Source organism: Paractinoplanes brasiliensis (assembly GCF_004362215.1).
GTDB classification, from domain to species: Bacteria; Actinomycetota; Actinomycetes; order Mycobacteriales; family Micromonosporaceae; genus Actinoplanes; species Actinoplanes brasiliensis.
Map to the genome: position 1 here is coordinate 2,858,936 of NZ_SNWR01000001.1, position 24,649 is coordinate 2,883,584.

A 24,649-nucleotide genomic window follows, 5' to 3' on the forward strand; every position below is an offset into this window, starting at 1 on the left:
ACGTGACTCAGGCGTTTTATTGGTTTACGAGGCCGGCTCCCGCCGGTGCCTCAGCCATGACCATCGTCTGAGACACCACGCCAGAGCCGGCCCGGGCAGCGACACGACGTCGCTGCCTTTTTGTTTGCCGGCTCTCAGGGTGAGGCCGGCGGAGAAGTGGAGACCACCGTGACTGCCCCCGAGGTTCAGCGCGTTCGTGACCAGCGCATCGAGGCCGTCGTCCCGCTGATGAGCCCCGCGCTGCTGCACCACGAGCTGCCGCTGACGAGCGAGTTGCACGACACCGTGCTGGAGGGCCGCCGCCAGGTCGAGGACGTGCTGAACGGACGAGATCCGCGACTGCTCGTCGTCGTCGGCCCGTGTTCCGTGCACGATCCCGTCGCCGCCGGCGAGTACGCCTCACTGCTGGCCAAGGCGGCCGACCGGTTCTCCGACGACCTGCTGGTCGTCATGCGGGTCTACTTCGAGAAGCCGCGCTCCACGGTCGGCTGGAAGGGCCTGATCAACGACCCGGCGCTCGACGGCACCGGGGACGTCGGCGCCGGCCTGCGGATCGCCCGGCGGCTCCTGCTCGACATCGTCGGCCGAGGGCTGCCGACCGCCGTCGAGTTCCTCGACCCGATCACCCCGCAGTACATCGCCGACACCGTGAGCTGGGGCGCGATCGGAGCCCGTACGGTGGAATCGCAGGTGCACCGGCAGCTCTCGTCGGGTCTGTCGATGCCGATCGGCATGAAGAACCGCCCCGACGGCAGCATCTCCACCGCCATCGACGCGATCCACGCCGCCGCCGTGCCGCACGTCTTCCCCGGCATCGACTACTCCGGCACCCCGGCGATCCTGCACACCACCGGCAACCCCGACACCCACCTGGTTCTGCGCGGCGGCGGAGGCAAACCCAACTACAGCGCCGCCGACGTCGCCCACGCGCTGACCCTGCTCCGCGAGGCCTCCCTTCCCGAGCGCCTGGTGATCGACTGCTCGCACGGCAACAGCGGCAAGGATCACCGCCGCCAGCCCGCGGTGGCCGACGACGTGGCCCAGCAGATGGAGGCCGGGCAGCGCGGCATCAGCGGCGTCATGCTGGAGAGCTTCCTCGTGCCCGGCCGGCAGGACCTGGGCGGGGAACTCACGTACGGCCAGTCGGTGACCGACGCGTGCATGGGCTGGGACCCGACCGTCGAGGTCCTCGAGCGCCTCGCCGTGGCCTCGGCCAAGCGGCGCGCAACTCACAGTTAGCGCACAGGTTCGGCATAACGGCGGGACAGGGCGCACGCCGAATCTAGTCGAGGTAAATATCCGCTTTTCTGTGGAGAGAGCCTCGATGACCACGACGTTGCCCGTCCCGCTGCCTGACCGTCCCCGAGTGTGGGTGCGGCCCGCCCTGGCGGCGTTGCTGCTGGCCACCGGCGTTCTTTACCTCTGGGGGCTCAGCAGGAACGGCTGGGCCAATGCCTTCTACTCGGCCGCCGTGCAGGCCGGGTCGGAGAGCTGGAAGGCCTTCTTCTTCGGCTCCTCCGACGCCGCCAACTCGATCACGGTCGACAAGACACCGGCCTCGCTCTGGGTGATGGCCCTGTCGGCCCGGGTCTTCGGCGTCAACTCGTGGAGCATCCTGGTGCCGCAGGCACTGATGGGCGTCGCGAGCGTCGCCCTCCTCTTCGCCACGGTACGGCGCTGGTACGGCCCGGCCGCGGGTCTGCTCGCGGGCGCGGTGCTGGCGCTCACCCCGATCGCGGTGCTGATGTTCCGGTTCAACAACCCGGACGCGCTGCTCGTGCTGCTCATGGTGGCCGGGGCCTACGCGACCGTACGGGCCGTCGAGAACGGCTCCACCAAATGGATCGTCCTGGCCGGGGTCTTCGTCGGGTTCGGCTTCCTGGCCAAGATGCTGCAGGCGCTGCTGGTGGTGCCGGCGTTCGCCCTGGCCTACCTGATCGCGGGGCCGCCCAAGCTTGCCAAGCGCGTCGGGCAGCTGCTGCTCTCGGGGCTGGCCGTGGTCGTGTCGGCCGGCTGGTACATCGCGATCGTCGAGCTGGTGCCGGCGTCGATGCGGCCCTACATCGGCGGCTCGCAGAACAACAGCATCCTGGAGCTGACCCTCGGCTACAACGGGCTGGGCCGGCTCAACGGCAACGAGACCGGCAGCGTCGGCGGGGGCGGCGGCTTCGGCGGCGGGGGGACGTGGGGGTCGAGCGGCCTGACCCGCATGTTCGACAGCGCTCAGGGCGGGCAGATCTCCTGGCTGCTGCCGGCGGCGCTGATCCTGCTGGTCGCGGGACTGGTGATCACCGTACGGCGGGAGCGGACCGACCGGCAGCGAGCCGGCCTGATCCTGTGGGGCGGCTGGCTGCTCATCACCGGCCTGGTCTTCAGCTTCATGCAGGGAATCTTCCATGCGTACTACACCGTGGCGCTGGCGCCGGCGGTCGGTGCGGTGGTCGCCATGGGGGTGTCGCTGCTCTGGCGGCGGGGCCTCGTGGCGTCGGTGACGCTGGCGGTGACGGTGGCGATCACCGCGTGGTGGTCGTGGCACCTGCTGGGGCTGAGCGCCGACTTCCTGCCCTGGCTGCGGTGGGTGGTGCTGATCGGCGGGCTCGTCGGGGCGGTGGCACTGCTGCTGCCGGCTCGGCTGGTCGCGGTGGCGGCAGGGGTTTCGCTCGTCGCTGTGCTGGCGGGGCCGGCCGCTTATGCGGTGCAGACCGCCTCCGAGGGGCACAGCGGGTCGATTCCTTCGGCCGGGCCTGCTGTCGCCGGCGGATTCGGGGGCGGCCCTGGTCGGGGCGGTTTCCGCGGGACGCGCGACGACGGCGGCGGGCCGGGCTTCCCCGACGGCGGGGGACAGGGTTCGCCGAACGGAGGCCAGGGCCTCCCCGGCGGCGGTCAGAGCCTCCCCGGCGGTGGTCAAGGCTTCCCCGGCGGCGGCGACGGCGGCAACGGTGGCGGCGGGATGCGTGGCGGCGGCATGGGCGGCCTGCTCGACGCCGCAACGGTCAGCGACGAGATGAAGACCCTGCTGGAGGCGAACGCCGACCAATACACCTGGGTGGCGGCCGCGGTCGGGTCGCAGAACGCGTCCGGCTACCAGTTGGCGACCGGCGAACCGGTCATGGCAATCGGCGGTTTCAACGGAAGCGATCCCTCCCCCACGTTGGCCCAGTTCCAGCAGTACGTGGCCGAGGGCAAAATCCACTACTTCATCGGCGGCGGCGGCTTCGGCGGCCGCGGCTCGGGCGGCAGCAACGCCAGCTCGGAGATCGCCTCCTGGGTGGCCGAACACTTCACCGCCCAGACCGTCGGCAACACCACGCTCTACGACCTGACCCAACCCACCGCCTGACCACACCAAAACCGACAAACGGCCGATTTCCCGTACGGGGAACCGGCCGTTGTCCTTTGCGGACAGTAAAGCCCGGCGGGTTCACAGGGTAGGCACAGGGCCGCCATAAATCGCCCTCAGGCGGCGCGATCATCGTGTCGGCATGAGCCTTTCGACGCAGCCCTCGCCCGCCGCTGACCCGGTCCGCCTGGACGCCCCGGTGCTCGACGTGGTCGTGCCCGTCCACAACGAGGAGGTCGACCTCGAGCCGAGCGTGCGCCGGCTGCACGAATACCTCAGAACACATTTCCCGTACGGGTTCCGCATCACGATCGCCGACAACGCCAGCACCGATTCGACGGCAGCGGTGGCGGAGCGGCTGACCGGCGAGCTGACCGGGGTCGCCTGGGTGCACCTGCCCGAGAAGGGACGCGGGCGCGCCCTGAAGCAGGTGTGGACGCGCTCCGACGCTGCCGTTCTGGCGTACATGGACGTCGACCTGTCAACCGACCTCGACGCGCTGTTCCCGCTGGTCGCACCGCTGATCAGCGGCCACTCCGACCTGGCCGTCGGCTCGCGGCTGGCTCGGGGCTCCCGGGTTGTGCGGGGCGCCAAGCGGGAGTTCATCTCGCGCGGCTACAACCTGATCCTGCGCGGCACCCTGGCCGCCCGCTTCTCCGACGCGCAGTGCGGCTTCAAGGCGATCCGTTCCGAGGTGGCGGCGCAGCTGCTGCCGATGGTCGAGGACACGGGCTGGTTCTTCGACACCGAGATGCTGGTGCTGGCCGAACGGGCCGGCCTGCGCATCCACGAGGTGCCGGTCGACTGGGTCGACGACCCCGACAGCCGCGTCGACATCCTTTCGACAGCGGTGGCCGACCTGCGCGGCATCGCCCGTTTGCTGCGCGCCTTCGCCTCGGGCCGGCTCCCCCTGGCCACGCTGCGCGAACAGCTCGGCCGCAACCCCCTGCCGGTGGCGGGGGTGCCGACCGGCCTGACCGGGCAGTTGATCCGCTTCGCCGCCGTGGGAGTGATCAGCACGCTGGCCTACCTGGCCCTTTACGCCCTGCTTCGCCAGGGAATGAACCCGCAGCCCGCCAACCTGCTGGCCCTGCTGGCCACGGCCCTGGCCAACACAGCTGCCAACCGCCGGCTGACCTTCAACGTACGGGGGTCCGCCGGCGCCTGGCGTCACCAGGCCCAAGGCTTGATCGTCTTCGCCGTCGGTTTGGGCTTGACCAGCGGATCCCTGGCAATGCTGGACGCCCTGCACTCGGCGCCCGCGAAGCCGGTCGAACTGGCTGTCCTCATCCTGGCCAACCTGCTGGCCACCGCGGTCCGCTTCCTGCTGCTCCGGAGCTGGGTCTTCCGTACCCACCGAGCCCGGGCCACGTCGTAACCACACTGCACGTCCACCGCCGGTCCGGATGGCAGCACACCCGACAAGCCCACTACGGAAACGGAGTCAGTGTTCCGGGGGAAGCTGGTCGGGCGTGATGCGACGGGGGCGGCCCGGTGGGCGACGCAGCACGGCGACGGCGATCACCAACATGGCCATGAACGCGGCCGCCGCCGCGGCGACCCACCAGCCGAGCACGCCGAGAATGACGGCGGCGGTCCAGATGACCACGGCGGTGAGGATCAGCGACAGGGACGGGCGTTTCCGGCGGGGCGGCTCGAGCCGGCCGCTGGTCATGCGGGCGCAGAACTCGGGGTCGTCACGCCTCAGCTGACGCTCCAACTGCGCCAGACGTCGGCTGTCTTCCCTGCTCAACATGTCGCCACCTCCGGTCGGGCCGCGGCCACACTCGATCGAACGGCACGCACTCCGATCGATGCCATTGTTACTCACGTGTTGCCTTTCGGATACCTCCAGAATTCCGTCCGGCCCACTGACCGGGATACCGACCGCCTCGCCGATCCCAGAATCGCCGAACCTGTCCCAACCAGTGGACCCCGGCCACCGCCGGCCGGGATCGGGCCACCGCTCGGCCGGAAAGTACGCCGGATCCGCGACCGGTCGGCCGGAAAGGAAGATCAGGGCGAGACGTTCCGGTGTGGTGACGGGTGGGTGTGTCCCCCGGATCGGCGGTTCGCATCCCGCCGGATCCCGCTGCCGATCGGCCGGGGCACCCGCCTGAAGCCGCCTGTCGCGGGCAGCCCTCAGTCGAAGGCGACCGTCGCCTCAGGGACCCCGCGGGCTCGCGCCACCTCGGCCGATTCCTGTTCGACCTGTTTTCGGCGGGTACCGGGCAGCGACCGGAAAAGCGTGACACTCAGGTCGACCCTTTTCTTGCCGGCCATCTTGGCCCGCCAGACCCCGGCCACCTCACCGTCGACCAGGAGCACCCCGGGGTTGCCGAGGATGCGCCACACCTCTTTCTGCTGCTCACGGTCGGGCACCAGGACGTCACGATCACGCGCCTGGAGCAGCGGATCCATCGGTGGGACGAACCGGACACCCGACGGGCTCGACGCGGCCCGCAGGTCGTCGACGGCGTCGAGGGGAAGCCAAGCCTTACGACCCTCCACACTCACCTGTGCCAGCCGATCCTCCGGCCAGACGGTCTTGAGCACGGCGGCCGAACTGCCCAGATATTTCCCTGCCTCGAGCGGACCGGCCGGCCCCAGCAAACGCAGACAGGTCAGGATCAAGTCGTCGATTCCCCTGTTCGCGGAAGGGATCGGCGGCGCGTCGGGCAGCGGGCCGAGCATCGCGTCGCGCCCGCGGGACTGGACCTCGACGCCACCGGCCAGGCCGGCGTGCTGCCAGACAGTGCCCGCGATGTGCCGCGCCCGGCAACTGCGGCACTCGTACGTCAGAGCCGCCGGCACCCGCTTGGTCACCTCGGTGCTCACGTCACCGCGAAGCATCGGCTCGCGCACCACTTCGCGGAACGCCTCGGCGGTGACGCGGAAGGCCTCGACGCCGAGTTTCGCGGCATCGGGAATCTGGCCGCTCTTGATGCGTACGGAGGCATCGGCGTCGCTGACCGGCCAGAGCTGCTGGACGAGCGCCGCCAGATCGGCGCGCCGGTGCAGGTGCGGCGCCCCGCGCGTGGCCCAGACGGTGATCAGCCGCGCGTCGGCCAGGTCGGCGCTGGTGCGGGCGGCCAGCGCGACCCGGGCCGAGCCGGGCGTGTACTCCTGCACGCCGAGATCGAGGACGGGCAGGTCGGAGGGCAGGTCGGAGCCACGCTCGGCGAGACCGAGCGCGTCGACCCGATAGGCCATGACTTGTGCACGATCAACGTTGACCACGGCACCCCCTGAGACGGCTAGGTGCGACGACCGTACCGCCGGGCTGCGACATTTCTCAGACGGTCACGGCGGCTGTCGGCCTGGCGTTCGACCAGCTCCCACGTGTCGAGGCGGCTCGAGCCGTACGGGCCTTCCTGCAGGATGGGCGGCTCGCCGGTGAGCCGATAACCACAGTGCCGGGCGACGGCCGTGCTGCCGACGTTGCGCGAATCGATGCGCAGCAGCAGACGGCCCAGCTGGAGACTGCTTTGCGCGTACGCCGAGAGAAGTGACAACGCGCTGGACGCGAGCCCCCGCCGCCGTTCGCGCGCGTCGACCAGATAGCCCAGCTCGGCTTCCTTGAGCCCGTGGTCGACGCCGAACAGAGTGACCTCGCCGAGGGGCCGCGAGCCGTCGGTCGTGATCGCGAGCTGGATCCGCCGGCCGCCGACCCGGTTCTGATAACAGCGTTTGAGGTACGCGATGCCGGCCTCGACGTCGAACGGCGACGGCATCGGCGACCACCGGGCGATCTCGGGTTCGTCGAGCATGCTGACCAGGTCGTCGAGGTCGTCCGACCGCCACTCGCGCAGGATGATGCCGTCCCCCGTCAGTGTGAGCGGATAGGGCAGACGGCTGGCGGCCATGATTGAATCCTGCCCGTAAGGACCGGTTGCGGCCAGTAGCGCTGGATATGAAGCCGATGAGGGATTGGTCATGCCGGCAGCGTCGGATTGCCGCTATCGCTCCCGGCACGTTCGCGAGATGATGCACGGATCTTGACACACCCGACTTTTGCCCAATGTGGAGGGTTTTCGGGTGGCGTGATCGAGGAAGTCGTAACGTTGACACCGTGGAGAAACAAACCACGACGACCGGGCGCGGCGAAACGTACGCCGGACGATCCCGCGAGCAGCGGTCCGCCGAGCGGCGCGCGCGGATCATGACGTCGGCGGTCCACCTGTTCGGCACCCGCGACTACGACGATGTCACGGTCGCCGACGTCTGCACCGCCGCGAAGGTCTCCAAACGGTACTTCTACGAGCATTTCGACGACCGCGCCGACCTGCTGGTCAAGGTCAATCGCGAACAGAACGAGTGGCTGCTGCGAGGTGTGGCCAAGGCTGTCCCCGAGCGGCCGGCCACGCTCGGCGAGGTCTTCCGGCCCGCGCTGCACACCCTCGTCGACATGTTGCGCAACAACCCCGAGAGCGCCCGCGTGATCTACGTGAACGCGCCCCGGATGGAAACGCGCCGCCGCGGGGTGCTGCGTGAGGACGCCCAGTTCGTCGCCGCCATGCTCAGCCGCGCGGTGGGCAAACCCAAAGACCAGAGAGGCTTCGACCGTACGCTTCTCGCGCTCGTCGCCGGCCTCAGCGAGGTGATCATCGACTGGATCTCGCACGACATGGACGGCGACCCCGACCAGCTCGCCGAGCACCTGACCGGAATCGCCCTCGCCCTCGCCACCAGCGCCGCCGCCCTGTAGCCACGCGGGAGCGTCAGAGGCGGCGGGCTGTGATCTCCACTCCCGCCGCTCGCAGGCGCTCGACGAGGGCGTCGCCCAGCCCGGTGGCCGGGGTCAGCACACCGCCGTCCGAGGGCGGCAGGACGTCGCGATCGTGGACCAAGGCCAGCGCCGACTCGGCGAGCATGAGGGCGGTCGCCGCGTACCCGGGGTCGCCCTTGGCCCGGAACCGCGCGGTGTAACGGGCGCCGGTCGTCGTCGTGGTGAAGAAGTCCATCGTGAAGTGGCCGTCCCGCTGCGCGCGCTCGGTCGGGCCGCTGCCCGGTTTGGGGAGCAGCCGGTCGAGGACGAACCGGGTCGGCGGCAGCATCATGCCCGCGACCAGGGCGCCGAGGCCGAGCTTGACCCCGTTCGCCACGAGCGGCGACAACGGGGAGGCGCCGACGCTCATCAGCTCGCGATAACGGAAGCGACGACCGTACCGCCAGTTGTGCAGCGCGTTGCTGCGGCGGACCACCCGGGTGTTGTAGGACGCCATGAAGAACGGAGCGAGGGTGCCCCGCAGCGTGGGATGCACGTCGGCGCCGGCAACGGTGGCCGCGTCGCCCTGCCGGCCCAGGTCGGGCTCGCCGGCGCGATCGGGACTGAGCGAATAGGGGCCGGCGGCGAGCCGGCGCAGGCCACGATCGTTCTTGACCGCGTCGAGTTGCTGGCGCATCGAGTCGATCGTGCCGCCGCTGATGCCACCACGCATGCTGGTCACGACCATCGTGGTGTCGGTGAGCTCGCCGGCGCCGTCGGCCGCGACCTGCTGGGCCAGGACGTGCACGCCCAGGTCGGACGGGATCGAGTCGAACCCGCACGAGTGAACGATCCGGGCCCCCGTACGGGCGGCCGGCTCGTGATTGGTGTCGATGCTCTGCCGGGCAAAGATCACTTCACCGGTCAGGTCGACGTAGTCGGTGCCGGACTCGGCGCACGCCCGGACCAGTGCCTTGCCGTACTTGAGGTAGGGCCCGACGGTGGTCAGCACCACGCGGGTCGAGGCGGCCAGCCGGGCCAGCGCCTCGGTGTCGGCGGCGTCGGCCACCAGGATCGGCCAGTCGACGCCGAGCTTGTCGCGGATCGCGGCCACCCGGGACTCGGACCGGCCGGCCAGGGCGAGACGGGTACCCGCCGGGGCGTGTCCGGCGAGGTAGCGAGCGGTCACCGCGCCGACGAACCCGGAGGCGCCGTAGACGACGATATCGTGATCCCTGGCTTGATCGGTCATGGTTCTGGATTCTGCATCAGCGCTCCGGAAACCGCTCGGGCGGTTTAGTCTCAAGCCGCTTGTTCCCTTACCGATTCGGCTGGTCACGGGCTTTCCAGGCGCCGGAACCGGCCCTGTCCGCGCTCGCGGACACCGCGGGCGGAACGCCGAGTCCTGCCGCCGCCCGACGGGACGAACACCCACGGCATGGAGCGGGGGACCCACGTTCCTCGGCGCGTCCGCGCGCCTCGGGGTGAAGCCGCCACACTCGCGCGGCCGGGCGCCTCAGCCCGAACCCGACAGCTGACCTCGCAGGCGTGGAGGGTTCTCTGTCATGACACGAGTCTGCAAACCTGCCCGCACAGCGCTTGTTCTCGCCACGGCGGGCATCACCGGCATCACCTCCCTCATCGGCCCGGCCGCTGCCGCACCCTCGCCCACGGCCGACGTCAACTGGGACGCCATCGCCGCATGCGAGTCGGGCGGAAACTGGAGCATCAACACCGGCAACGGCTACTACGGCGGCCTCCAGTTCAGCCGCAGCACCTGGCGTGCCTACGGCGGGTCCCGTTTCGCCCGTACAGCCGACCGGGCCAGCCGTGCCGAGCAGATCGCCATCGCCGAACGGGTGCGCGACGGCCAGGGCCTGGGCGCCTGGCCCACGTGCGGCCGCCGGGCCTCGTCGACCAAGCAGTACCGAGCCGCCCAGGCAGCGAGAACAGCCGGCGTACGCACCGAGCCGGAACGCTCGTCCCAGCGCGTCTACATCGTGCGAGCCGGGGACACGCTCGCCGTGATCGCACAGCGGACGAGATTCCCCGGCGGCTGGCGCGCCCTGCACCGCCTCAACCGCGACGTGCTCCCCAGCCCGCACCGGATCTACCCCGGCCAGCCGCTCGCGCTCGCATAGGTGGCGCGATGCCGCAAGAGGTGGTCACGGCCGGCGGGCCGCCGGGGCGTCGAAGTGGATCCGTGAAAGCGGCACCAGCGCGCCCTCCAACCGGCGCAGTGCCGTGGCCACCATGGTGGGCGGCCCGCTCAGATAGAAGTCGTGGTCGGGCCAGGGCCCACGAGCGGCCACGAGCGCGGCGACGTCGCCCACGGCCCGCGTGACGGTCAGCCACGGGTGCCGCTGGGCCAGCAGGTCGACGGCCTCGCGGTCGTAGAAGGCGGCCTCGTCCGGTTCGCCGCGGAAGAGGTGGATCCAGCGGGTCCGGTTGAATCGGGACAACTCGTCGATCAGCGCCTTCGCGGGGGCGAGCCCGGTGCCCGCCGTGACGAAGACAAGGTCACGGCGGGAGTACGGGTCGAGCGTCAGGGAGCCTCGTGGGGAGCCGATCCGCAGGGTGTCACCCGGTTTGAGGCGCTCGACGAGCGCGGCCGACACACCGTCCGGCCTGACCGTGCGTACGTGGAACTCGAGCCGGCCGTCGGGGCGGGGCGCGTTGGCCACCGAGTAGTCCGCCCAGCGCCACGGCACGTACGGGCATTCGATGGCGACATGCTGGCCGGCCCGGAACGGCAACGGTCGCGGTGTGCGGCAGGTGAACACCGCGACGTCGGGGCCGCGCCGGTCATGATGCAGAACCTCGGCGGGCCAGAAGTCGGTCAGCACCGTACGCGCCTCGATGTCGGGTCGTCAGAGAGCTTTTACCCGATCAGCGTCACCGACATGATCGGCGGGCAACGGACAACCGGTGCGAACCTGCAGTTCGCCACCCGGATCGGCAGACCGGTCAGAACCGCGGATCGATGTGGATCTTCGGTGCGGACCCGTGACGCTTCCCGACGAGCACGTCGGCCGCCTCCGCCAGCCCGACCGTCTCGGCGATCAACGGCCGAGGATCAACGGCGCCTGAGGCGTACGTCTCGATGGTCTCGCCGAGTCCGCCCGACGCGCTCAAAATGCCGGCGACGGTGACGTCCTTGAGCACGGCCTGCCGAGTGTCCACCAGCGACGGCTCGCCCGAGATGCCGATGCAGACGACCCGTCCGCCGGGCTCCACCCGGTTGACAGCGAACGCCGGCAGGTCGTACGCGTTGGTGGCGTCGATGATCGCGTCGAACGGCACGGACGGCAGGTCGGTCCGGGTCCACGCCTCGGTGAACCCGAGCCCCCGCGCGAAAGCGAGCGATTCGGCGGTGGCGCCGAGCAGGTGGACGACCGCGCCGTGGGCCCGAGCGAACATGGCAGCGAGCAGCCCGATCGTGCCCGGGCCCATGACCAGCACCGTCTTGCCCGGGGCGGGGCCGGCGGCCCGGACCGCACGCAGGGCATTGCCGCCCGGCTCGACCAGCGCGCCGAGGGCCGGGTCGACGGAATCGGGCAGCTCGAACAGCGCCTTCGCCGGCACGGGCAGGCTCTCGGCCAGTGCGCCCGGCCAGCCGTTCCGGATCCCGATCTCGTAGCGGTCGGCGCACAGGTGCTGGCGACCGTTCCGGCAGCGGGCGCAGCGACCACAGCCCAGCATCGTGTCGCCGGTGACTCGCTTGCCCACCCACGAAGGGTCGACCCCGGCGCCGGCAGCGGAGACGACACCGCTCCACTCGTGGCCGATGCGGACCGGGTACGCGGCGTCGCCGCTCGCCAAGTAGGCCATGTCGCCGCTGAAGAACTCCATGTCGGTGCCGCACACCCCGGCGCGCTCGACGTCGACAACCACCTCACCGGGCCCGGCCACGGGCGGGTCGACCTCGACGACCTCGGAACGTCCCGGCCCGGTGATCACGAATGCGCGCATGCCGACAGTCTGCCGCCTGAATCGATCACACAACCGGGATGCCCCGGTAGCGGGGTCAGGGATGCGGCCTTCGACCTGATCGTGTCGTCGTTGAGTCAGCATCACCGGTCTGATGCGGAGGATGGAATTCGCGATCTGCGGCGAGTTCTGCGTCCCGGGGGAATGTTGTGGATTTATGACCTTCGGTGGGTTTCGGGGCGGGCTCGGAGAGCGGCTGAGCGGGAGTTCGAGGAGGTCCGGCGGGGAGGGGGTTCGGGGATTGGGGTGGGTGATCGGGCGGTTGTGGGCTCGATAGGGGTGTGGCGCCGGCCCGTTACGGTCGCGCGGCGGCTCGGGGCGGGATTCGGCCTGCATCTGTTGTGGGTGGGCTCGCTGCGGCCCGTGACGGTTCCATGGCGGTTGAGGAGGGTGCCGGGCGGGCGTCGTGGCCGGTCTTGCTGCCGCCGGTCACTGTCGCGTCGTGGTTGCGCAGGGTGCCAGGCCCGCACCCGTCGTGGGCCGGCTTGCTGCCGCCCGTCGCCCTCGCGCTGCGGTTGAGCAGGGTTGCAGGCCCGCATCCGTCGTGGGCCCGCTTGCTGCCGCCCGTCGCCCTCGCGCTGCGGTTGAGCAGAGTTGCAGGCCCGCATCCGTCGTGGCTGGGGCCCGTCACGGTTTCGCGGGGAAAGGTGGACGTGGCGGCTGTGGTGTGGTCAGCGGGCCGGCTCTGGGAGGGGGCGGGAGCGGCGGGTGGTTGCCAAGCGGGGTTCGGCCAGGACGACCAGGACGGCTGCCGTCGTGAGGAGGGCGCCGGCCAGTGTGGGGGCCTCGGGGCCGACGGCGGTGAGGAGCCCGCTTCCCAGCAAAGCGCCCGCTGTGATGCCGATGTTGAAGGCCGTGGAGGTGCCCGCGGCGGCCATGTCTGTGCTGCCAGGGGCGACCTCGAGGACTCGGGTGCTGAGGATGGACGCTGTGCCGGAGAGGGCGAAACCGGCCACCGCGGTGGTGATGACGGCGGTGAGCGGGCTGGCGCCGAAGGTGAACTGGACGGCCAGCGTCACGGCCTGCAGCGCGGTGGCGGCCAGGAAGCTCGGCCAGCCCCACCCGCCCACGACCAGGCCGGCCACGACCACGCCGAGCAGGCCGGCGATGCCGCGCAGGGCGAGGATCGGGCCCAGGGCCGCAGGGTCGAGGCCGCTCACACGGGTCAGGAAAGGGTCGATGTAGGTGAAAGCGGCGAATGCCCCGGCGACCGCGAGCGCGCTGGCGACCACGAGCGTGCGGTAGCGGCCACGGTCGGGAGCGGTGCCGCGGTCGGCGTCGCTCGCGCCGCGTGGGGTTTCGGGGAGGAGGGCCAGCACGACGACCAGGACGAGCACGCCCAGCAGGCCCAGGAACAAAAACGGCAGCCGCCAGCTGGACTGCTGGCCCAGCCACGTGCCCAGGGGGACGCCGACCAGCGGCGCGGTGGAGGCCCCTGCGAACACCATGGACAGTGCCCGGCCGCGCAGGCGTTGCGGGAACAGGCCGGCCGCTGCGGGGGTGACCACGGCCCAGAAGACGGACTGGCTCAGGGCGATCACGACCCGGGCCGCCAGCAGGGACAGATAGTTCACGGCCAGGGCGGACAGCGACGTCGACACCACGAAGACCGCCAGGAGCAGGACGAGCAGGCGGCGGCGCGGCCAGGTGGCGGTCAGCCGGACCAGTGGCAGCGTGGCGATCACGACCACGAGCCCGTACGCCGTGACGAGCAGGCCGATCGAGGACTCGCCGACGCCGAGGTCGCCGGCCATGGCAGCGAGCAGGCCGATCGGCAGGGTCTCGACCGTCACGAAGAGGAAGGCGCCGATCGACAACGCCGCCAGGGTGACCCAGGCACGCGTACGGCTCGCTTCCACGTGGACGACGTTACCGACGGGGTGTGACAGAGAGCCCGTTCGGATGAGCAGAAGTCCCTGGCCCGGCCCTTACGATGCCCTCCGTGTCGCATCGGATGGTTCGCGCAGCGTTGACGGCCGCCCTGGTCGCGGGATCGACCGCGGCCGTCCTCGGCGTGCCGGGCCCGGCCCGTGCCGTTGACCTCACCACCACGCTACCGATCGCGTCTTTCGGCGACATCGTGGTCAACCCCGAGAGCCGGCTGATCTTCATCAGCGACCCGGTCGGCGGCAAGCTGATCACCACCGACTACGCCGGTGTCGTGAAGAAAACCACCATCAATCTGCCGGGCATCGCCGGTCTGGCGTTCGACGCGGACGGCGGCGAGGTCTACGCCGCGCGCCCCGATGCCAAAGAGATCAGCGTCTTCAAGAAGGACGGCTCTCCGACTCAGAACTTCACGGCGTCGGGCAACGCCAAGCCGGTCTCGTTGGCCGTCGCGGGCGGCCGCGTCTGGTTCGGCGAGGCGGACGGCGGGATCGGCCGCCTCGACCCGGGCGGCGACGAGCCCGATCTCACGCCCGACGTCGTCACCACCGGCCTCGACGCCACCCCGGTGCTCATCGGGGAGGGCGACCTGCTGGCTGCCGCCGACCCGTCCGCGACCCCGGGCGCCGTCGCCGTCGTGAACGTCGCGGCAGGCACCCCGGCCGTCGTCTCCGCGCCGGTCGGGGCGGGGCAGGCGAAGGCCCTGGCGTTCAGCCCCGACGGCGACCGGCTGCTGGTGGCCGGCAGCGAGGGCCTGGCCCGCGCGCTGAAACCGGCCGACGTGAGCACGCTGCAGAACTACACGGCCGCCGCCGACAACAATGCGGTCGCCGTCGGCTCGACCGGCGCCGTGGCGGTCGGCACGAGCAAGGCCGTGTCCGTGTTCGCGCCGGGGTCGGCCACCGCGACCAAGCAGTTCACCGTCAAGACCCCGGGCGTCCTGCAGCCGGGCAGCCTGGCCTGGGAGCCCGGCGGCCCGCGCCTGTTCGGCGTCTCCGGCGAGGCCGGTCGTTTCGACCTGCAGATCTTCGGCGACCCGGCCAAGCTGGTCACGAAGGTCACGCTCACCGCGCCGGCCAAGCTGGAGCTGGGCAGGACGGCCACGCTCGCGGGCTCGTTCGCGGCGCCGATCCCGGCCGGCCTGCCGGTGGTGATCACCCGTAAGGACGCGGCCGGCAGCCGTCGCGTGTCGCCGAACGTTGTCCCGGCGAACGGCCAGTTCACGATCACCGACAAGCCGGCCCGGAGCGGCACGGTGACCTACACCGTCGCGTTCGCGGGCAACGCCGACTACTCCCCCGCCACGGTCACCAAGTCGTTCGCCGTCGGCACGACCAAACCCACGACGCTCGCGCTGGCCCGCGGTGGCAGCGGGGTTCTCGCGTACGGGAAAACGGTCTCTCTCACGGCGAGACTGGGCTCGACCCATTCGAACCGCGTCGTCGAGATCTGGGCCGACCCGTTCGGCGGCGACCAGGTGAACCGGCTGGTGCGCAGGGCCACGGCGAACAAGCAGGGCGTGGTCACGGCCACCTTCAAGGTCACCCGCAACACCACGTTCTCGGCGGTCTTCGCGGGCGACGCGTTCACCCCCGCGCGCACGGTCAAGACGACCGTTCCGGTCAGGACGAGCGTGACGACATCGATCAGCCGGTCCTACAAGGTCGCCAAGATCGGCGGGGTGTCGTATCACCACCTGCGCAAGACGGTGGACCCGTACATCACCACCAAGAGCCCCGCTGTGCCGGGGCGGAGCGTCTATCTGCAGCTCGAATACTTCAACGGCCAGAAATGGAAGGTGTGGCAGGCCGGCTATTTCGGGATCAACGAGTACGGCAACCTGTACAACGAGCTGTCGGGCACGCACACGGCCGGCGTCAGATATCGGATCCGGGCGATTTACCTGTACGCCAAGTCGGGCGACACGTTCAACGCCACGACCTACGGCAACTACCAGTACTTCACATTCACGAAGTAGCCGAGCGGGCCGCCGCCATCGCCTCGACGCCGGCCATCAGCAGCTCGATGCCGAACATGTAATACCGCTCGGGGTCGGGCTCGTCGGCGTACAGGGAACCGATCTGGACCATCATCGGGAACTTGTCGGCGGGCAGGCACTCGAGTTCGATCCGTCGCATACGGCGCCACTCGCCGACCTCCAGCCCTTCGGTGGGCGTGGGGGTCTCGACCTGGGCGTGGACCAGGCCGATCACGCCGTGCAGCAGATAACTGCCCACCCAGTACGCCTCCTGCGGGGTGAAGCCGGCCTCGGTGAGCAGCACGAGGGCGTCTTCGGTGGCGCGGTTGAAGCTGGTGGCCCGCGCCTTGTCGGACTGGTGCAGCAGGTCGGGCAGGATCGGGTGCCGCCGCATGGCCTGAACCAGCGACTCGACCATCGCGCGCAGCTGTTTCTGCCACGGGTCGGACACGCTGCGGTCGGCCCGGACGTCGGCCAGCCCGTGGTCGATCACGCCCAGGAACAGCTCGTCCTTGTTCTTGAAGTGCCAGTACAGCGCCATCGGGGTGACCCCGAGCTCCTGCGCGAGCCGGCGGATCGTCACCGCGCCGAGGCCGTGCTCGTCCCCCAGGCGTAACGCCGTCTCGGCGACCGTCGCTCGGCTGAGTCGTTCTGCTGCCACTTGACAACCATACAACGTACAGGTGTCATGTACGCGGTACATGTACGTTGTACACGGACGCCGTACAGGAGGGTGACCCGCATGAGGGCACAGACAAATCGCAGGTGGTGGGCGCTCGCCGCGGTGGCGCTGGCCACCTTCATGACCTATCTCGACAACAACGTGGTCAACGTGGCCCTCCCGTCGATCCAGCGCGATCTGCAGCTGAGCATCGAGGGCCTGGAGTGGATCGCCAGCTCGTACATCCTGGTCTTCGCCGGCCTGCTGCTGGCCGGCGGCCGCATCGCCGACGTGCTCGGCATGCGGGGCGTGTTCTTCGGCGGCCTCGCCGTCTTCACGGTGGCCTCGGTGGTCGCCGGCCTCGCGCAGAACCAGGAGATGCTGATCGGCGCGCGGGCCGTGCAGGGCGTGGGCGCGGCCCTGCTCACCCCGGCTTCGCTGGCGCTGCTGACGCAGTTGTTCCCTGACGCTCGCGAACGCGCCACGGCGGTCGGCATCTGGGGTGGGGTCGGCGCGCTGGCGCTGGCGTTCGGCCCGTTGACCGGCGGGTGGCTCAGCGAGAACGTGTCCTGGGGCTGGATCTTCCTGATCAACGCGCCGATCGGTGTGGCGACCGCCGTGGTCGGCGCCCTGAGCATCCCGGCCGGACGCCGGGGCACGAGCCGCGGTCTCGACCTGCCCGGCCTCGTCGCGTCCTCGCTGGCGCTGTTCGCCCTGACCTTCGCGCTGATCGAGGGTGAGTCGCGCGGCTGGACCAGCGGCTGGATCCTGGCCGGTTTCGCCGTCGCGGCGGCGGGGGCGATCGCTTTCGTCGTCATCGAGTCGCGTTCGGCCAACCCGATGATGGACCTCAGCTTCTTCCGGCTGAGGGTCTTCACCGGCGGCCTGCTCGCGATGGGCCTGTGGGCGTTCGGCGTGTTCGGCATCTACTTCTACACGGCGATCTACATGCAGAACGTGCTCGGTTTCACGCCCACTGAGGCGGGGGCCGCGTTCGTGCCGATGGCGCTGGTCATGGCCGTGCTGGCGACTGTCGCGCCGAGGCTGGAGGCCCGGTTCGGCGCGGGCAGCACGGTGGCGGCGGCGCTCGCGCTCATGGCCGTCTCGGTCGCGGGCATCTCCTCGTACGGGGAAGGAACCACGTATCTCGACCTGCTGCCGTGGTTCCTGGTTTACGGCGTCGGCGGCGGCATGCTCGTCCCGCTGAACAACGTCGTCCTCGGGGCGCTGCCGGCCGCCCGCGCCGGGATCGCGTCGGGCATGCTCAACGTCTCGCGTGAGGTGTTCGGCCTGCTCGGCATCACGATCCTCGGCGCGATCCTGACCAACCGCTCGAACGCGGCCACCGGCTCCGAGCTGCACCGCTACCTCGAGGGCTACCAGGTGTCACTGGTGGTCGCGGCGGCCCTGGTCGCGGCGGGCATCCCCATCGCGCTGTGGGCGCTGCGCTCGGTCAAGGCGGCCGGGCCGTCCCGGGCCGAGCAAGAGGAGCCGGTGCTGGAGCCGGCCTGACCGGCATACTGAACAGCTGTGAGAACCCCTCGGTTGGAGATCGAGTACTGCACGCAGTGCCGCTGGCTGTTGCGGGCCGCGTGGACGGCGCAGGAACTGCTCACCACGTTCCAGAAGGAGCTGGGCGAGGTGGCGCTGGCGCCGGGCACCGGTGGCGTGTTCGAGATCCGTCTCGACGACGAGTTGCTCTGGTCCCGCAAGGAACAGGGCGGGTTCCCGGAGCTGCCCGAGCTGAAGCGGCTGGTGCGCGATCGCGTCGCGCCCGGCCGTTCCCTCGGCCACACCGACCGGGCCGGCACGACTCCGGCCTGAGCGGTCAGGCGCCGCGCTGCTCGAGGACGGCCAGGTCGCGCTCGGCGTACAGACGGTGATGCCACTCCTCGTTCAAGACGGTCAACAGGCATTCCCGTACGGGGTAAGCCCGCGGCCGTGGCCAGCCCGGCGCCTCGACCGGCGCGGTGGCGGCCGCCAGCGACTCGTCGGTCAGCTCGTCGATCACGCGGCGTACGGTGGCCATCCGGTCGAGCCGTAACGCGAGCGCCTCGTCCAGCGACGGACGGACCTCCCGGTCGCGCGGCACCCCCGGCGTGTCCGGCATCCCGTCCCACGGCAGGCTCAGCGGATGCCACGGGGACGGGTCGCCGAGGATCGCCCGCGACACCCACGACTCGGTCGCGAACGCGAGATGCCGCAGCGTCTCGATGAACGACCACTCCCCGTCGACCGACTCGTACAGCCGCTCAGCCGGCAGTTTGCGGGCCCGCTCGACCGTCTGCGACCAGAGCCGCTCGACGATGTCCCACGCCTCGCGGAAACCGGCCGGATCGGACGGGCGCATCTTCACCCGCAACGGCTCGCGCCGGTCGAGCTCGGCCTCGATCAGCGGCGCCACGTCGACCCCGTTGATCACCAGGTTCCCGATGTCGCCGTCGATGGTGACATCCCACATCTCGACGCCGCGCATGGTCGACCTGGAGATGTCGACGTCGCGGAACACCGAGCCCGAGAGGTCGACGTCGCGGAAAACCGAGCCGGTGAGGCCGGTGGACGTGAAGTGCGAGCCGCGCAGGTCTTCGCGGTTGGTCTCAGCCATGAGCGCACGGTAGACCCGGAACCGGACGTTACGCTTCCCCATCCCGCACGCGATGCCGTCCGATCGGGACGATCATCGGGGTGTTCGAGATCGGGTCGTCGACCAGCCGGCAGCGCATGCCGAACACGTCCGCGATGATCTGCTCGGTGAGCACCTCGTTGGGGTCACCCGCCGTCACCACCGCGCCGTCCTTCATCACCACGACGTGGTCGGCGTAACGGAAGGCCAGGTTGAGCTCGTGCAGCACGATCACCACCGTCGTGCCCTCGGCCTCGTTCAGGTCGGTGAGCAGGTCGAGCACCTCGACCTGGTGGCTGATGTCGAGATAGGTGGTGGGCTCGTCGAGCAGCAGGATCCCGGTGCGCTGGGCCAGCGCCATCGCGATCCACACGCGCTGCCGCTGCCCGCCGGAGAGCTCGTCGACCGGCCGCGCCGCCAGCGCCAGCGTGCCGGTGGCGGTCAGGGCGGCGGTCACGGCGACGTCGTCCTCGCTGCTCCACCGCCGGAACCAGCCCTGATGCACGTGCCGGCCCCGGCTGACCAGATCGGTGACCGTGATGCCGTCGGGCGCGATCGGCCCCTGCGGCAGGATGCCGAGCCGCAGCGCGACCTCGCGGCTGGGCGTCGAGTGGATCGATTTGCCGTCGAGCAGCACCTCACCCGACGCCGGCGCCAGCAGGCGGGCCAGGCCCCGCAGATAGGTCGACTTCCCGCATGCGTTGGGCCCGACGATGATGGTGACCTTGCCGGTGGGCACGTGCAGGCTCAGGTCACGGACGACGATCCGCTCGCCGTACCCCAGCGAGAGCCGTTCGGATTTCAGGTCCAGGGGCACGGTCATCCTCCTCGGCCGGAGCGGTTGGCGGTGGCGAGCAACCACAGCAGATAGGGGGCGCCGATCACACCGGTGACGACGCCGACCGGGAACTGGCGCGGGCCCAGCAGGTGCGCGCCGATGAAGTCGCTGACCAGCACCAGCAACGCGCCGACGAGGGCCGCCTGCAACAGGACGGGGCGTCCCCCGCCGACCATGCGGACGGCGATCGGGCCCGACATGAAGGCGACGAACGCGATCGGACCGGCCGCCGAGGTCGCCGTCCCGGCCAGCACGACGGCCACGAGCAGCAGGGCGAAACGGCTCGCCTGCACGCGTACGCCGAAAGCGGTGGCCAGGTCGTCGCCGAGCTGCATGCCGGTGAGCGCCCGGCCCAGGGTCAGCGCGAGCGGCAGCAGGATCAGCACGGCGACAGCGAGCGGGACGATCTGCGACCAGGTACGCCCGTTGACGCTGCCGGTCAGCCAGATCATCGCCTCGGCCGCGATCTTCACATCCGAGCGGGTGAGCACGTACGAGGTGATGCTGGTCAGCACCGTGCCGACGCCGATGCCGACCAGGATGAAACGGTAACCGCCCACCCCCTTGCGCCACGACAGCGTGTAGATCAGCAGGGCCGTCAGCACCGCGCCGGCCAGCGCGGTCGCCGCGACGAAGCTGCCGTCGACCCCGAACACGAGCACGGTCACCACGGCCGCGGTGGTGGCGCCCTGGCTCACGCCGATCACGTCGGGGCTGGCCAGCGGGTTGCGCAGCAGCTGCTGGAAGATCGCTCCGGCCAGCCCGAACGCCAGCCCGGCCAGCACTGAGACCGACGCCCGGGGCAGGCGCAGCTCGTGCATGACGTAGTCGACGCCGGCCGGTGCCGGGCGGCCCAGCAGCGAACGCACCACGTCGGGCAGCGAGATTTGGAAGTCGCCGTAGGACAGGCTCAGCGCGACCATTGCGATCAGCGCCACGAGCAGCGCGCCGGCCACCCGGCGGGCGCGGGCCGTCTCGCGGCGGCGGGCCTGCTCGACCACCCCGGCCTTCACCGCTCGGCCGCCCTTTCCCGGCGGGCCGGCGTCAAAAGGATCAGCGCGCCGGTCACGGTTCCGCCAGCCTCTCCCCGGCCGGCCGGCGTCAGAAAGATCAGCGCGCCGGTCACAGTTCCGCCAGCCTCTCGCGGCGGGCCAGCGCCACGAAGATCGGGGCTCCGATGATCGCCGTGACGATGCCGACCTGCACCTCGCCGGGGCGGGCCACGACCCGGCCGATCACGTCGGCGATCAGCAGCAGCAGCGGGGCCAGCAGCATCGAGTACGGCATCAGCCACCGGTGGTCGGGGCCGGTGACGGCACGGGCGATGTGCGGGATGACCAGGCCGATGAAGACGAGCGGGCCGGCCATCGAGGTGGCCGTGCCGCACAGCAGCACCACGGCGCCGGCCGCGATCAGCCGGGCCACGATCACGTTCTGGCCGAACGAGGTGGCCACGTCGTCGCCGAGGGCGAGCGCGTTGAGCGAGCGGGCCGAATACAGGGCGAGCGCGGTTCCGGCGATCAGGAACGGCGCGCTCTGCACGGCGACGTCGGCGCCGCGCCCGGCCAGCGAGCCGACCTGCCAGAACCGGAACTGCTCGTACGCGTCCACGTCGGTGATCAGCACGGCGGTGGTGAACGAGGTCAGTGCCGCCGTGACCGCCGCCCCGGCCAGCGCGAGTTTCACGGGCGCCGCGCCGCCGCGGCCGACCGACCCGATCGTGTAGACGAGGACTGAGGTGATCGCCGCGCCGAGGAAGCCGAACCAGACGTACCCGGTCAGGCCGGTGATGCCGAGGAAGCTGATCGCGATGACGATGAACAGGCCCGCGCCCGCGTTGACGCCGAGGATGCCCGGGTCGGCCAGCGGGTTGCGGGTGACACCCTGGATCACCGCCCCGGCCAGGCCGAACGCGGCCCCGGCAAGCAGGCCGACGATCGTACGGGGAATGCGGCTCTCGGTGATGATCAGGTGTTCGGTCGAGTTCGGATCGGGGTTCGTGAGGGCGTGCAGCACCGCGCCGAGGGGGATGTCGCGGGCGCCGACGGCCAGGCTGAGCAGCACGGCACCGCCGAGGGCCGCCGCGATCACCACCAGTCCGGTGGTGAGCACGACGGCCCTGCGGCGACGGGGGTCCGGCACCGGTCGTCAGCCGGCGGCAGCGGCCAGCAGCGGGGTGACCTTGTCCACGGCGTAGGACAGGCCGGCGACGGACGAGCTCGAGAACGCGTTCGAGATGTCCTGGTTGTCCATGTAGGCGACATGCCCGGCCTTGACCGACGGCACCGCCTGGAACAGCTTGTCGCCCTTGACCTGGTCGAGCGTGGCCTGGATGAGGAAGACGACGGTGACGTCGGCGTCGGCCAGGTCGAGCTGCTCGTTGGAGAGCGTGATGTAGAACGAGTCCTTCTTGAGCGCCTCGATCGCCGGGGCGTTCTTGAAGCCGAGCTTGGTCAGGAAGTCGACCCGGCCGTCACCGGAGACGTAGGCGCCCCAGCCCTCGCCGGTGCGGGCGACCGCCGCGACGGTCTTGTCCTTGAAGCCCGGGTTGGCCGCCGCGGCCGCGGTGAACTTGGCGTCCAGCTCGCTCTTGAGCGCGGCCGCCTCGGACTGCTTGCCGAGCGCCTTGCCGATCATGTCGAGCTGCTGCTCCCACGTGGTCAGGTACATCTCGCCGCCCTTGGGGACGTCGACCACGGGCACGCCGAGCTTGGCCAGCGAGTCGTGCCGGGCCTTGTCGCCGCTGGAGCGGGTGTCGAGGATCAGGTCGGGCTTGAGGGCCGCCACCTTCTCCATGTCGAGCTCGAGGGTGCCGAGGATCGCGGGCGGGGTGGTGTACTTGCCGGCGTTCCACGGGCCCTGACCGTCGCCGCCGAAGGCCAGCCAGTCGGACGCGCCCACGGGCTGCACCCCGAGCGAGAGCGCCACGTCGGCGTCGCTCCACCCCAGAGCGACAACCCGCTCGGGCTGCTTGCTGACGGTGACGTCACCGAAGGCCGTCGTGATGGTGACCGGGAAGGCGGAGGCGGCCGACGAACCCGTTGCGGGGGCGGCGTTGTCGTCCTCCGTGCCGGTGGTCGAGCAGCCGGTGAGGGCAACCACGGCGCTCAGAAGGGCGACCGGCAGCAACCGGCCGGCGCGGGAAAACGGAAGTCGCATCAGAGGCTCCATGATTCGCAAAGGTGAGCCTAACCTAACGGCGTTCACCCTATCCGCAAGTCAGAGCCGCGAAGGTCACAATTGCAGACGACCAGCCAGATGAGCGGCTGCGGCGACGGTCGCCGCGTACTGCACCCCGACGAGACGACGGATCTCGATCGGGTCGAGCTCGGCGACACGGGCGTCCTCGGCCAGCCAGGCGGCGTACCGCTGCTCCACCTCGGCCAGCGCGGAACGGACCGAAGCCCGTACGTTGCCCACGGCGGCCTCGCCCCGCAGCGCCCGGAACAGGATCCCGCCGTACCGAAGACGCCACTCGTGGATGTTCAGCTCCAGCGAGCTCGCCTCGGCCACGGTGGCCGGCCGCTCCGACGCCGGATCCTTGCTGCGCGCGAGCCTTTCCTGCCCGGCGGCCTCGACGACCGTGGCATAGAAGCGGGCCGCCCGCCAGAACGGGGAGGCCGGCGCGATCAGATGGTTCTCGACGGAGGCGAGCGTACGGGTGAGCAGCTCCCCCAGATCGGCCAGCGCGACGGCATTGGCGGCCAGGGCCTCCGCGTACGTCACCCCGGCCTCGGCCGTGTCCCCCGCTCGCGGGTCGAGCCAGTACGGCAGCTCGCTGACCAGCACCAACGCGCCCCACCGTTCGGCGTACCAGGTGGTGCTGCCGCCCTCGAAGATCCACGGCTGCCGGCGGGCCATCGTCCGCTCGTAGACCGTCGCCAGGGGCGTGGCCTCGAAGATGGCGTCGTCGAGCAGCTCGAGGTCGGGCGCCTCGGGTTCGCCGCGGTCGAGCGGGATGCCCAGATGCTCGGGCACCCGTTGCAGGACGGGGTGCAGGGCCGGCTCGGCACGGCTCAGCCAGTAGTACGCCCCGCCCAGCTCACTGTTGTGCAGCGACGCGACCAGGGCCGGCCGGTGCGCGTCGATCAGCCGCATCAGCGCCTGCGTCTCGGGGATCGGCTCGTCGAAGTACGCGTCCCCGTGGTTCACCGGGAAGGTCCACTCGACCTGGTCGCGGCCGGCCGGGCGATAGAAGTGCCGGGCGTAGTGGCTGCGGGTGAACGGCCCGCGCAGCCAGCCCTCGTTGAGCCGCAGCCCGTCCGGGTCGGCGCAGTCCACGATCCGCCACCGGTGCCCGAGCCGGGCCCTCAGCTCACGGTCGGCGCAAAGGCGTTCGGCCAGGTGCAGCGCGGTGAGCCCGCCGATCGGCTCGTTGGGATGCGGCAGGCCGAAGGCGAGGGCCTCAGGCGCGTCCGGGGCGTCGGCGTCGATGGTCAGACACCAGAGCGGGTTGCCCTGCCGGGAACTGCCGCACCGGCGCAACGACGCGACGCCGGGGTGACGATCCGCGATCCGCCGCAGTCCGGCGTGCAGTTCGTCGACCCCGGCGAAGGCGTCGTACGCCGGCACGGTGTCGATCTCGGCCAGGAGCCAGGCGGGAAGGGTGTCCATCCCGCCATCC

Annotated in this window: 23 protein-coding genes and 1 riboswitch; of the genes, 9 read left to right on the forward strand and 14 right to left on the reverse strand. The window is 70.7% G+C overall.

Annotation, left to right across the window (positions count from 1 at the left end; all coding sequences use genetic code 11):
• The first annotated feature begins 168 nt into the window (after positions 1-168).
• The 3 genes from C8E87_RS12765 (at position 169) to C8E87_RS12775 (ending at position 4,718) form a co-directional block, all read left to right on the forward strand.
• Positions 169-1,239 (forward strand): 3-deoxy-7-phosphoheptulonate synthase, encoded by a 1,071-nt coding sequence (locus C8E87_RS12765; RefSeq protein WP_133873299.1) that lies wholly within the window; start codon positions 169-171, stop codon positions 1,237-1,239.
• Positions 1,240-1,324: 85 nt separating this feature from the next.
• Positions 1,325-3,340, forward strand: a complete 2,016-nt coding sequence (locus C8E87_RS12770; RefSeq protein ID WP_133873300.1) for a glycosyltransferase family 39 protein — start codon at positions 1,325-1,327, stop codon at positions 3,338-3,340.
• 142 nt (positions 3,341-3,482) lie between these two features.
• A complete protein-coding gene (locus C8E87_RS12775; RefSeq protein ID WP_133873301.1) occupies positions 3,483-4,718 on the forward strand; it encodes a bifunctional glycosyltransferase family 2/GtrA family protein in 1,236 nt (411 codons plus the stop codon).
• A 66-nt stretch (positions 4,719-4,784) separates the two neighbouring features.
• Here C8E87_RS12775 and C8E87_RS12780 read toward each other — a convergent pair whose 3' ends face one another.
• From C8E87_RS12780 to C8E87_RS12790, 3 genes are all read right to left on the reverse strand, one after another.
• Positions 4,785-5,096 (reverse strand): DUF3040 domain-containing protein, encoded by a 312-nt coding sequence (locus C8E87_RS12780; protein ID WP_133873302.1) that lies wholly within the window; start codon positions 5,094-5,096, stop codon positions 4,785-4,787.
• Between the two features lie 386 nt (positions 5,097-5,482).
• Positions 5,483-6,553 carry a DNA glycosylase AlkZ-like family protein gene (locus C8E87_RS12785; protein WP_133873303.1) on the reverse strand — a complete coding sequence of 357 codons (1,071 nt, stop codon included), beginning with the start codon at positions 6,551-6,553 and terminating at the stop codon, positions 5,483-5,485.
• Positions 6,554-6,597: 44 nt separating this feature from the next.
• Complete coding sequence (locus C8E87_RS12790) at positions 6,598-7,206, reverse strand: GNAT family N-acetyltransferase (RefSeq protein ID WP_133873304.1); 609 nt, start codon at positions 7,204-7,206, stop codon at positions 6,598-6,600.
• A gap of 206 nt (positions 7,207-7,412) precedes the next feature.
• On the opposite strand from C8E87_RS12790, the gene C8E87_RS12795 reads away from it, so the two are divergent.
• On the forward strand, positions 7,413-8,048 hold the full coding sequence (locus C8E87_RS12795; protein ID WP_239079928.1) for a TetR/AcrR family transcriptional regulator: 636 nt from the start codon (positions 7,413-7,415) through the stop codon (positions 8,046-8,048).
• A 13-nt stretch (positions 8,049-8,061) separates the two neighbouring features.
• Here the strand turns inward: C8E87_RS12795 and C8E87_RS12800 are convergent, their stop codons facing one another.
• Positions 8,062-9,300, reverse strand: a complete 1,239-nt coding sequence (locus C8E87_RS12800) for a saccharopine dehydrogenase family protein (RefSeq protein WP_133873306.1) — start codon at positions 9,298-9,300, stop codon at positions 8,062-8,064.
• Positions 9,301-9,466: 166 nt separating this feature from the next.
• Positions 9,467-9,612: riboswitch (cyclic di-AMP (ydaO/yuaA leader) on the forward strand.
• A gap of 1 nt (position 9,613) precedes the next feature.
• Between C8E87_RS12800 and C8E87_RS12805 the strand changes: the two genes are divergently transcribed.
• Positions 9,614-10,189 carry a LysM peptidoglycan-binding domain-containing protein gene (locus C8E87_RS12805; protein ID WP_133873307.1) on the forward strand — a complete coding sequence of 192 codons (576 nt, stop codon included), beginning with the start codon at positions 9,614-9,616 and terminating at the stop codon, positions 10,187-10,189.
• A 24-nt stretch (positions 10,190-10,213) separates the two neighbouring features.
• Here the strand turns inward: C8E87_RS12805 and C8E87_RS12810 are convergent, their stop codons facing one another.
• A complete protein-coding gene (locus C8E87_RS12810) occupies positions 10,214-10,894 on the reverse strand; it encodes an FAD-binding oxidoreductase (RefSeq protein WP_133873308.1) in 681 nt (226 codons plus the stop codon).
• A gap of 121 nt (positions 10,895-11,015) precedes the next feature.
• Complete coding sequence (locus C8E87_RS12815) at positions 11,016-12,020, reverse strand: zinc-dependent alcohol dehydrogenase (protein ID WP_133873309.1); 1,005 nt, start codon at positions 12,018-12,020, stop codon at positions 11,016-11,018.
• Between the two features lie 24 nt (positions 12,021-12,044).
• Here C8E87_RS12815 and C8E87_RS46790 point away from each other — a divergent pair, with 24 nt between their 5' ends.
• Positions 12,045-12,557, forward strand: coding sequence for a class I SAM-dependent methyltransferase (locus C8E87_RS46790; protein WP_369077058.1), 513 nt, complete (start codon positions 12,045-12,047; stop codon positions 12,555-12,557).
• A 152-nt stretch (positions 12,558-12,709) separates the two neighbouring features.
• Here C8E87_RS46790 and C8E87_RS12825 read toward each other — a convergent pair whose 3' ends face one another.
• Complete coding sequence (locus tag C8E87_RS12825) at positions 12,710-13,897, reverse strand: MFS transporter (RefSeq protein ID WP_133873310.1); 1,188 nt, start codon at positions 13,895-13,897, stop codon at positions 12,710-12,712.
• Between the two features lie 83 nt (positions 13,898-13,980).
• On the opposite strand from C8E87_RS12825, the gene C8E87_RS12830 reads away from it, so the two are divergent.
• Entirely contained in the window at positions 13,981-15,903 is a 1,923-nt protein-coding gene (locus C8E87_RS12830) for a hypothetical protein (protein ID WP_133873311.1), read from the forward strand.
• Here the strand turns inward: C8E87_RS12830 and C8E87_RS12835 are convergent.
• Positions 15,893-16,564 carry a TetR family transcriptional regulator gene (locus tag C8E87_RS12835; RefSeq protein ID WP_239079927.1) on the reverse strand — a complete coding sequence of 224 codons (672 nt, stop codon included), beginning with the start codon at positions 16,562-16,564 and terminating at the stop codon, positions 15,893-15,895. The genes C8E87_RS12830 and C8E87_RS12835 overlap by 11 nt on opposite strands.
• 81 nt (positions 16,565-16,645) lie before the next feature.
• Here C8E87_RS12835 and C8E87_RS12840 point away from each other — a divergent pair, with 81 nt between their 5' ends.
• The gene (locus tag C8E87_RS12840; protein WP_133873313.1) at positions 16,646-18,076 is read left to right on the forward strand and encodes an MFS transporter; all 1,431 of its coding nucleotides are present in this window, start codon (positions 16,646-16,648) and stop codon (positions 18,074-18,076) included.
• Between the two features lie 18 nt (positions 18,077-18,094).
• Entirely contained in the window at positions 18,095-18,388 is a 294-nt protein-coding gene (locus C8E87_RS12845) for an Rdx family protein (protein WP_133873314.1), read from the forward strand.
• Between the two features lie 4 nt (positions 18,389-18,392).
• Here C8E87_RS12845 and C8E87_RS12850 read toward each other — a convergent pair whose 3' ends face one another.
• From C8E87_RS12850 to C8E87_RS12875, 6 genes are all read right to left on the reverse strand, one after another.
• Entirely contained in the window at positions 18,393-19,169 is a 777-nt protein-coding gene (locus C8E87_RS12850; RefSeq protein ID WP_133873315.1) for a DinB family protein, read from the reverse strand.
• 28 nt (positions 19,170-19,197) lie between these two features.
• A complete protein-coding gene (locus C8E87_RS12855) occupies positions 19,198-20,010 on the reverse strand; it encodes an ABC transporter ATP-binding protein (protein ID WP_133873316.1) in 813 nt (270 codons plus the stop codon).
• A complete protein-coding gene (locus C8E87_RS12860) occupies positions 20,007-21,038 on the reverse strand; it encodes a FecCD family ABC transporter permease (RefSeq protein WP_239079926.1) in 1,032 nt (343 codons plus the stop codon). Before C8E87_RS12860 ends, C8E87_RS12855 begins: the two co-directional genes overlap by 4 nt.
• 109 nt (positions 21,039-21,147) lie before the next feature.
• On the reverse strand, positions 21,148-22,167 hold the full coding sequence (locus tag C8E87_RS12865) for a FecCD family ABC transporter permease (protein ID WP_133873317.1): 1,020 nt from the start codon (positions 22,165-22,167) through the stop codon (positions 21,148-21,150).
• Positions 22,168-22,173: 6 nt separating this feature from the next.
• Positions 22,174-23,184 (reverse strand): iron-siderophore ABC transporter substrate-binding protein, encoded by a 1,011-nt coding sequence (locus tag C8E87_RS12870; RefSeq protein ID WP_133873318.1) that lies wholly within the window; start codon positions 23,182-23,184, stop codon positions 22,174-22,176.
• Between the two features lie 75 nt (positions 23,185-23,259).
• Complete coding sequence (locus C8E87_RS12875) at positions 23,260-24,639, reverse strand: M14 family zinc carboxypeptidase (RefSeq protein ID WP_133873319.1); 1,380 nt, start codon at positions 24,637-24,639, stop codon at positions 23,260-23,262.
• Positions 24,640-24,649 lie beyond the last annotated feature (10 nt).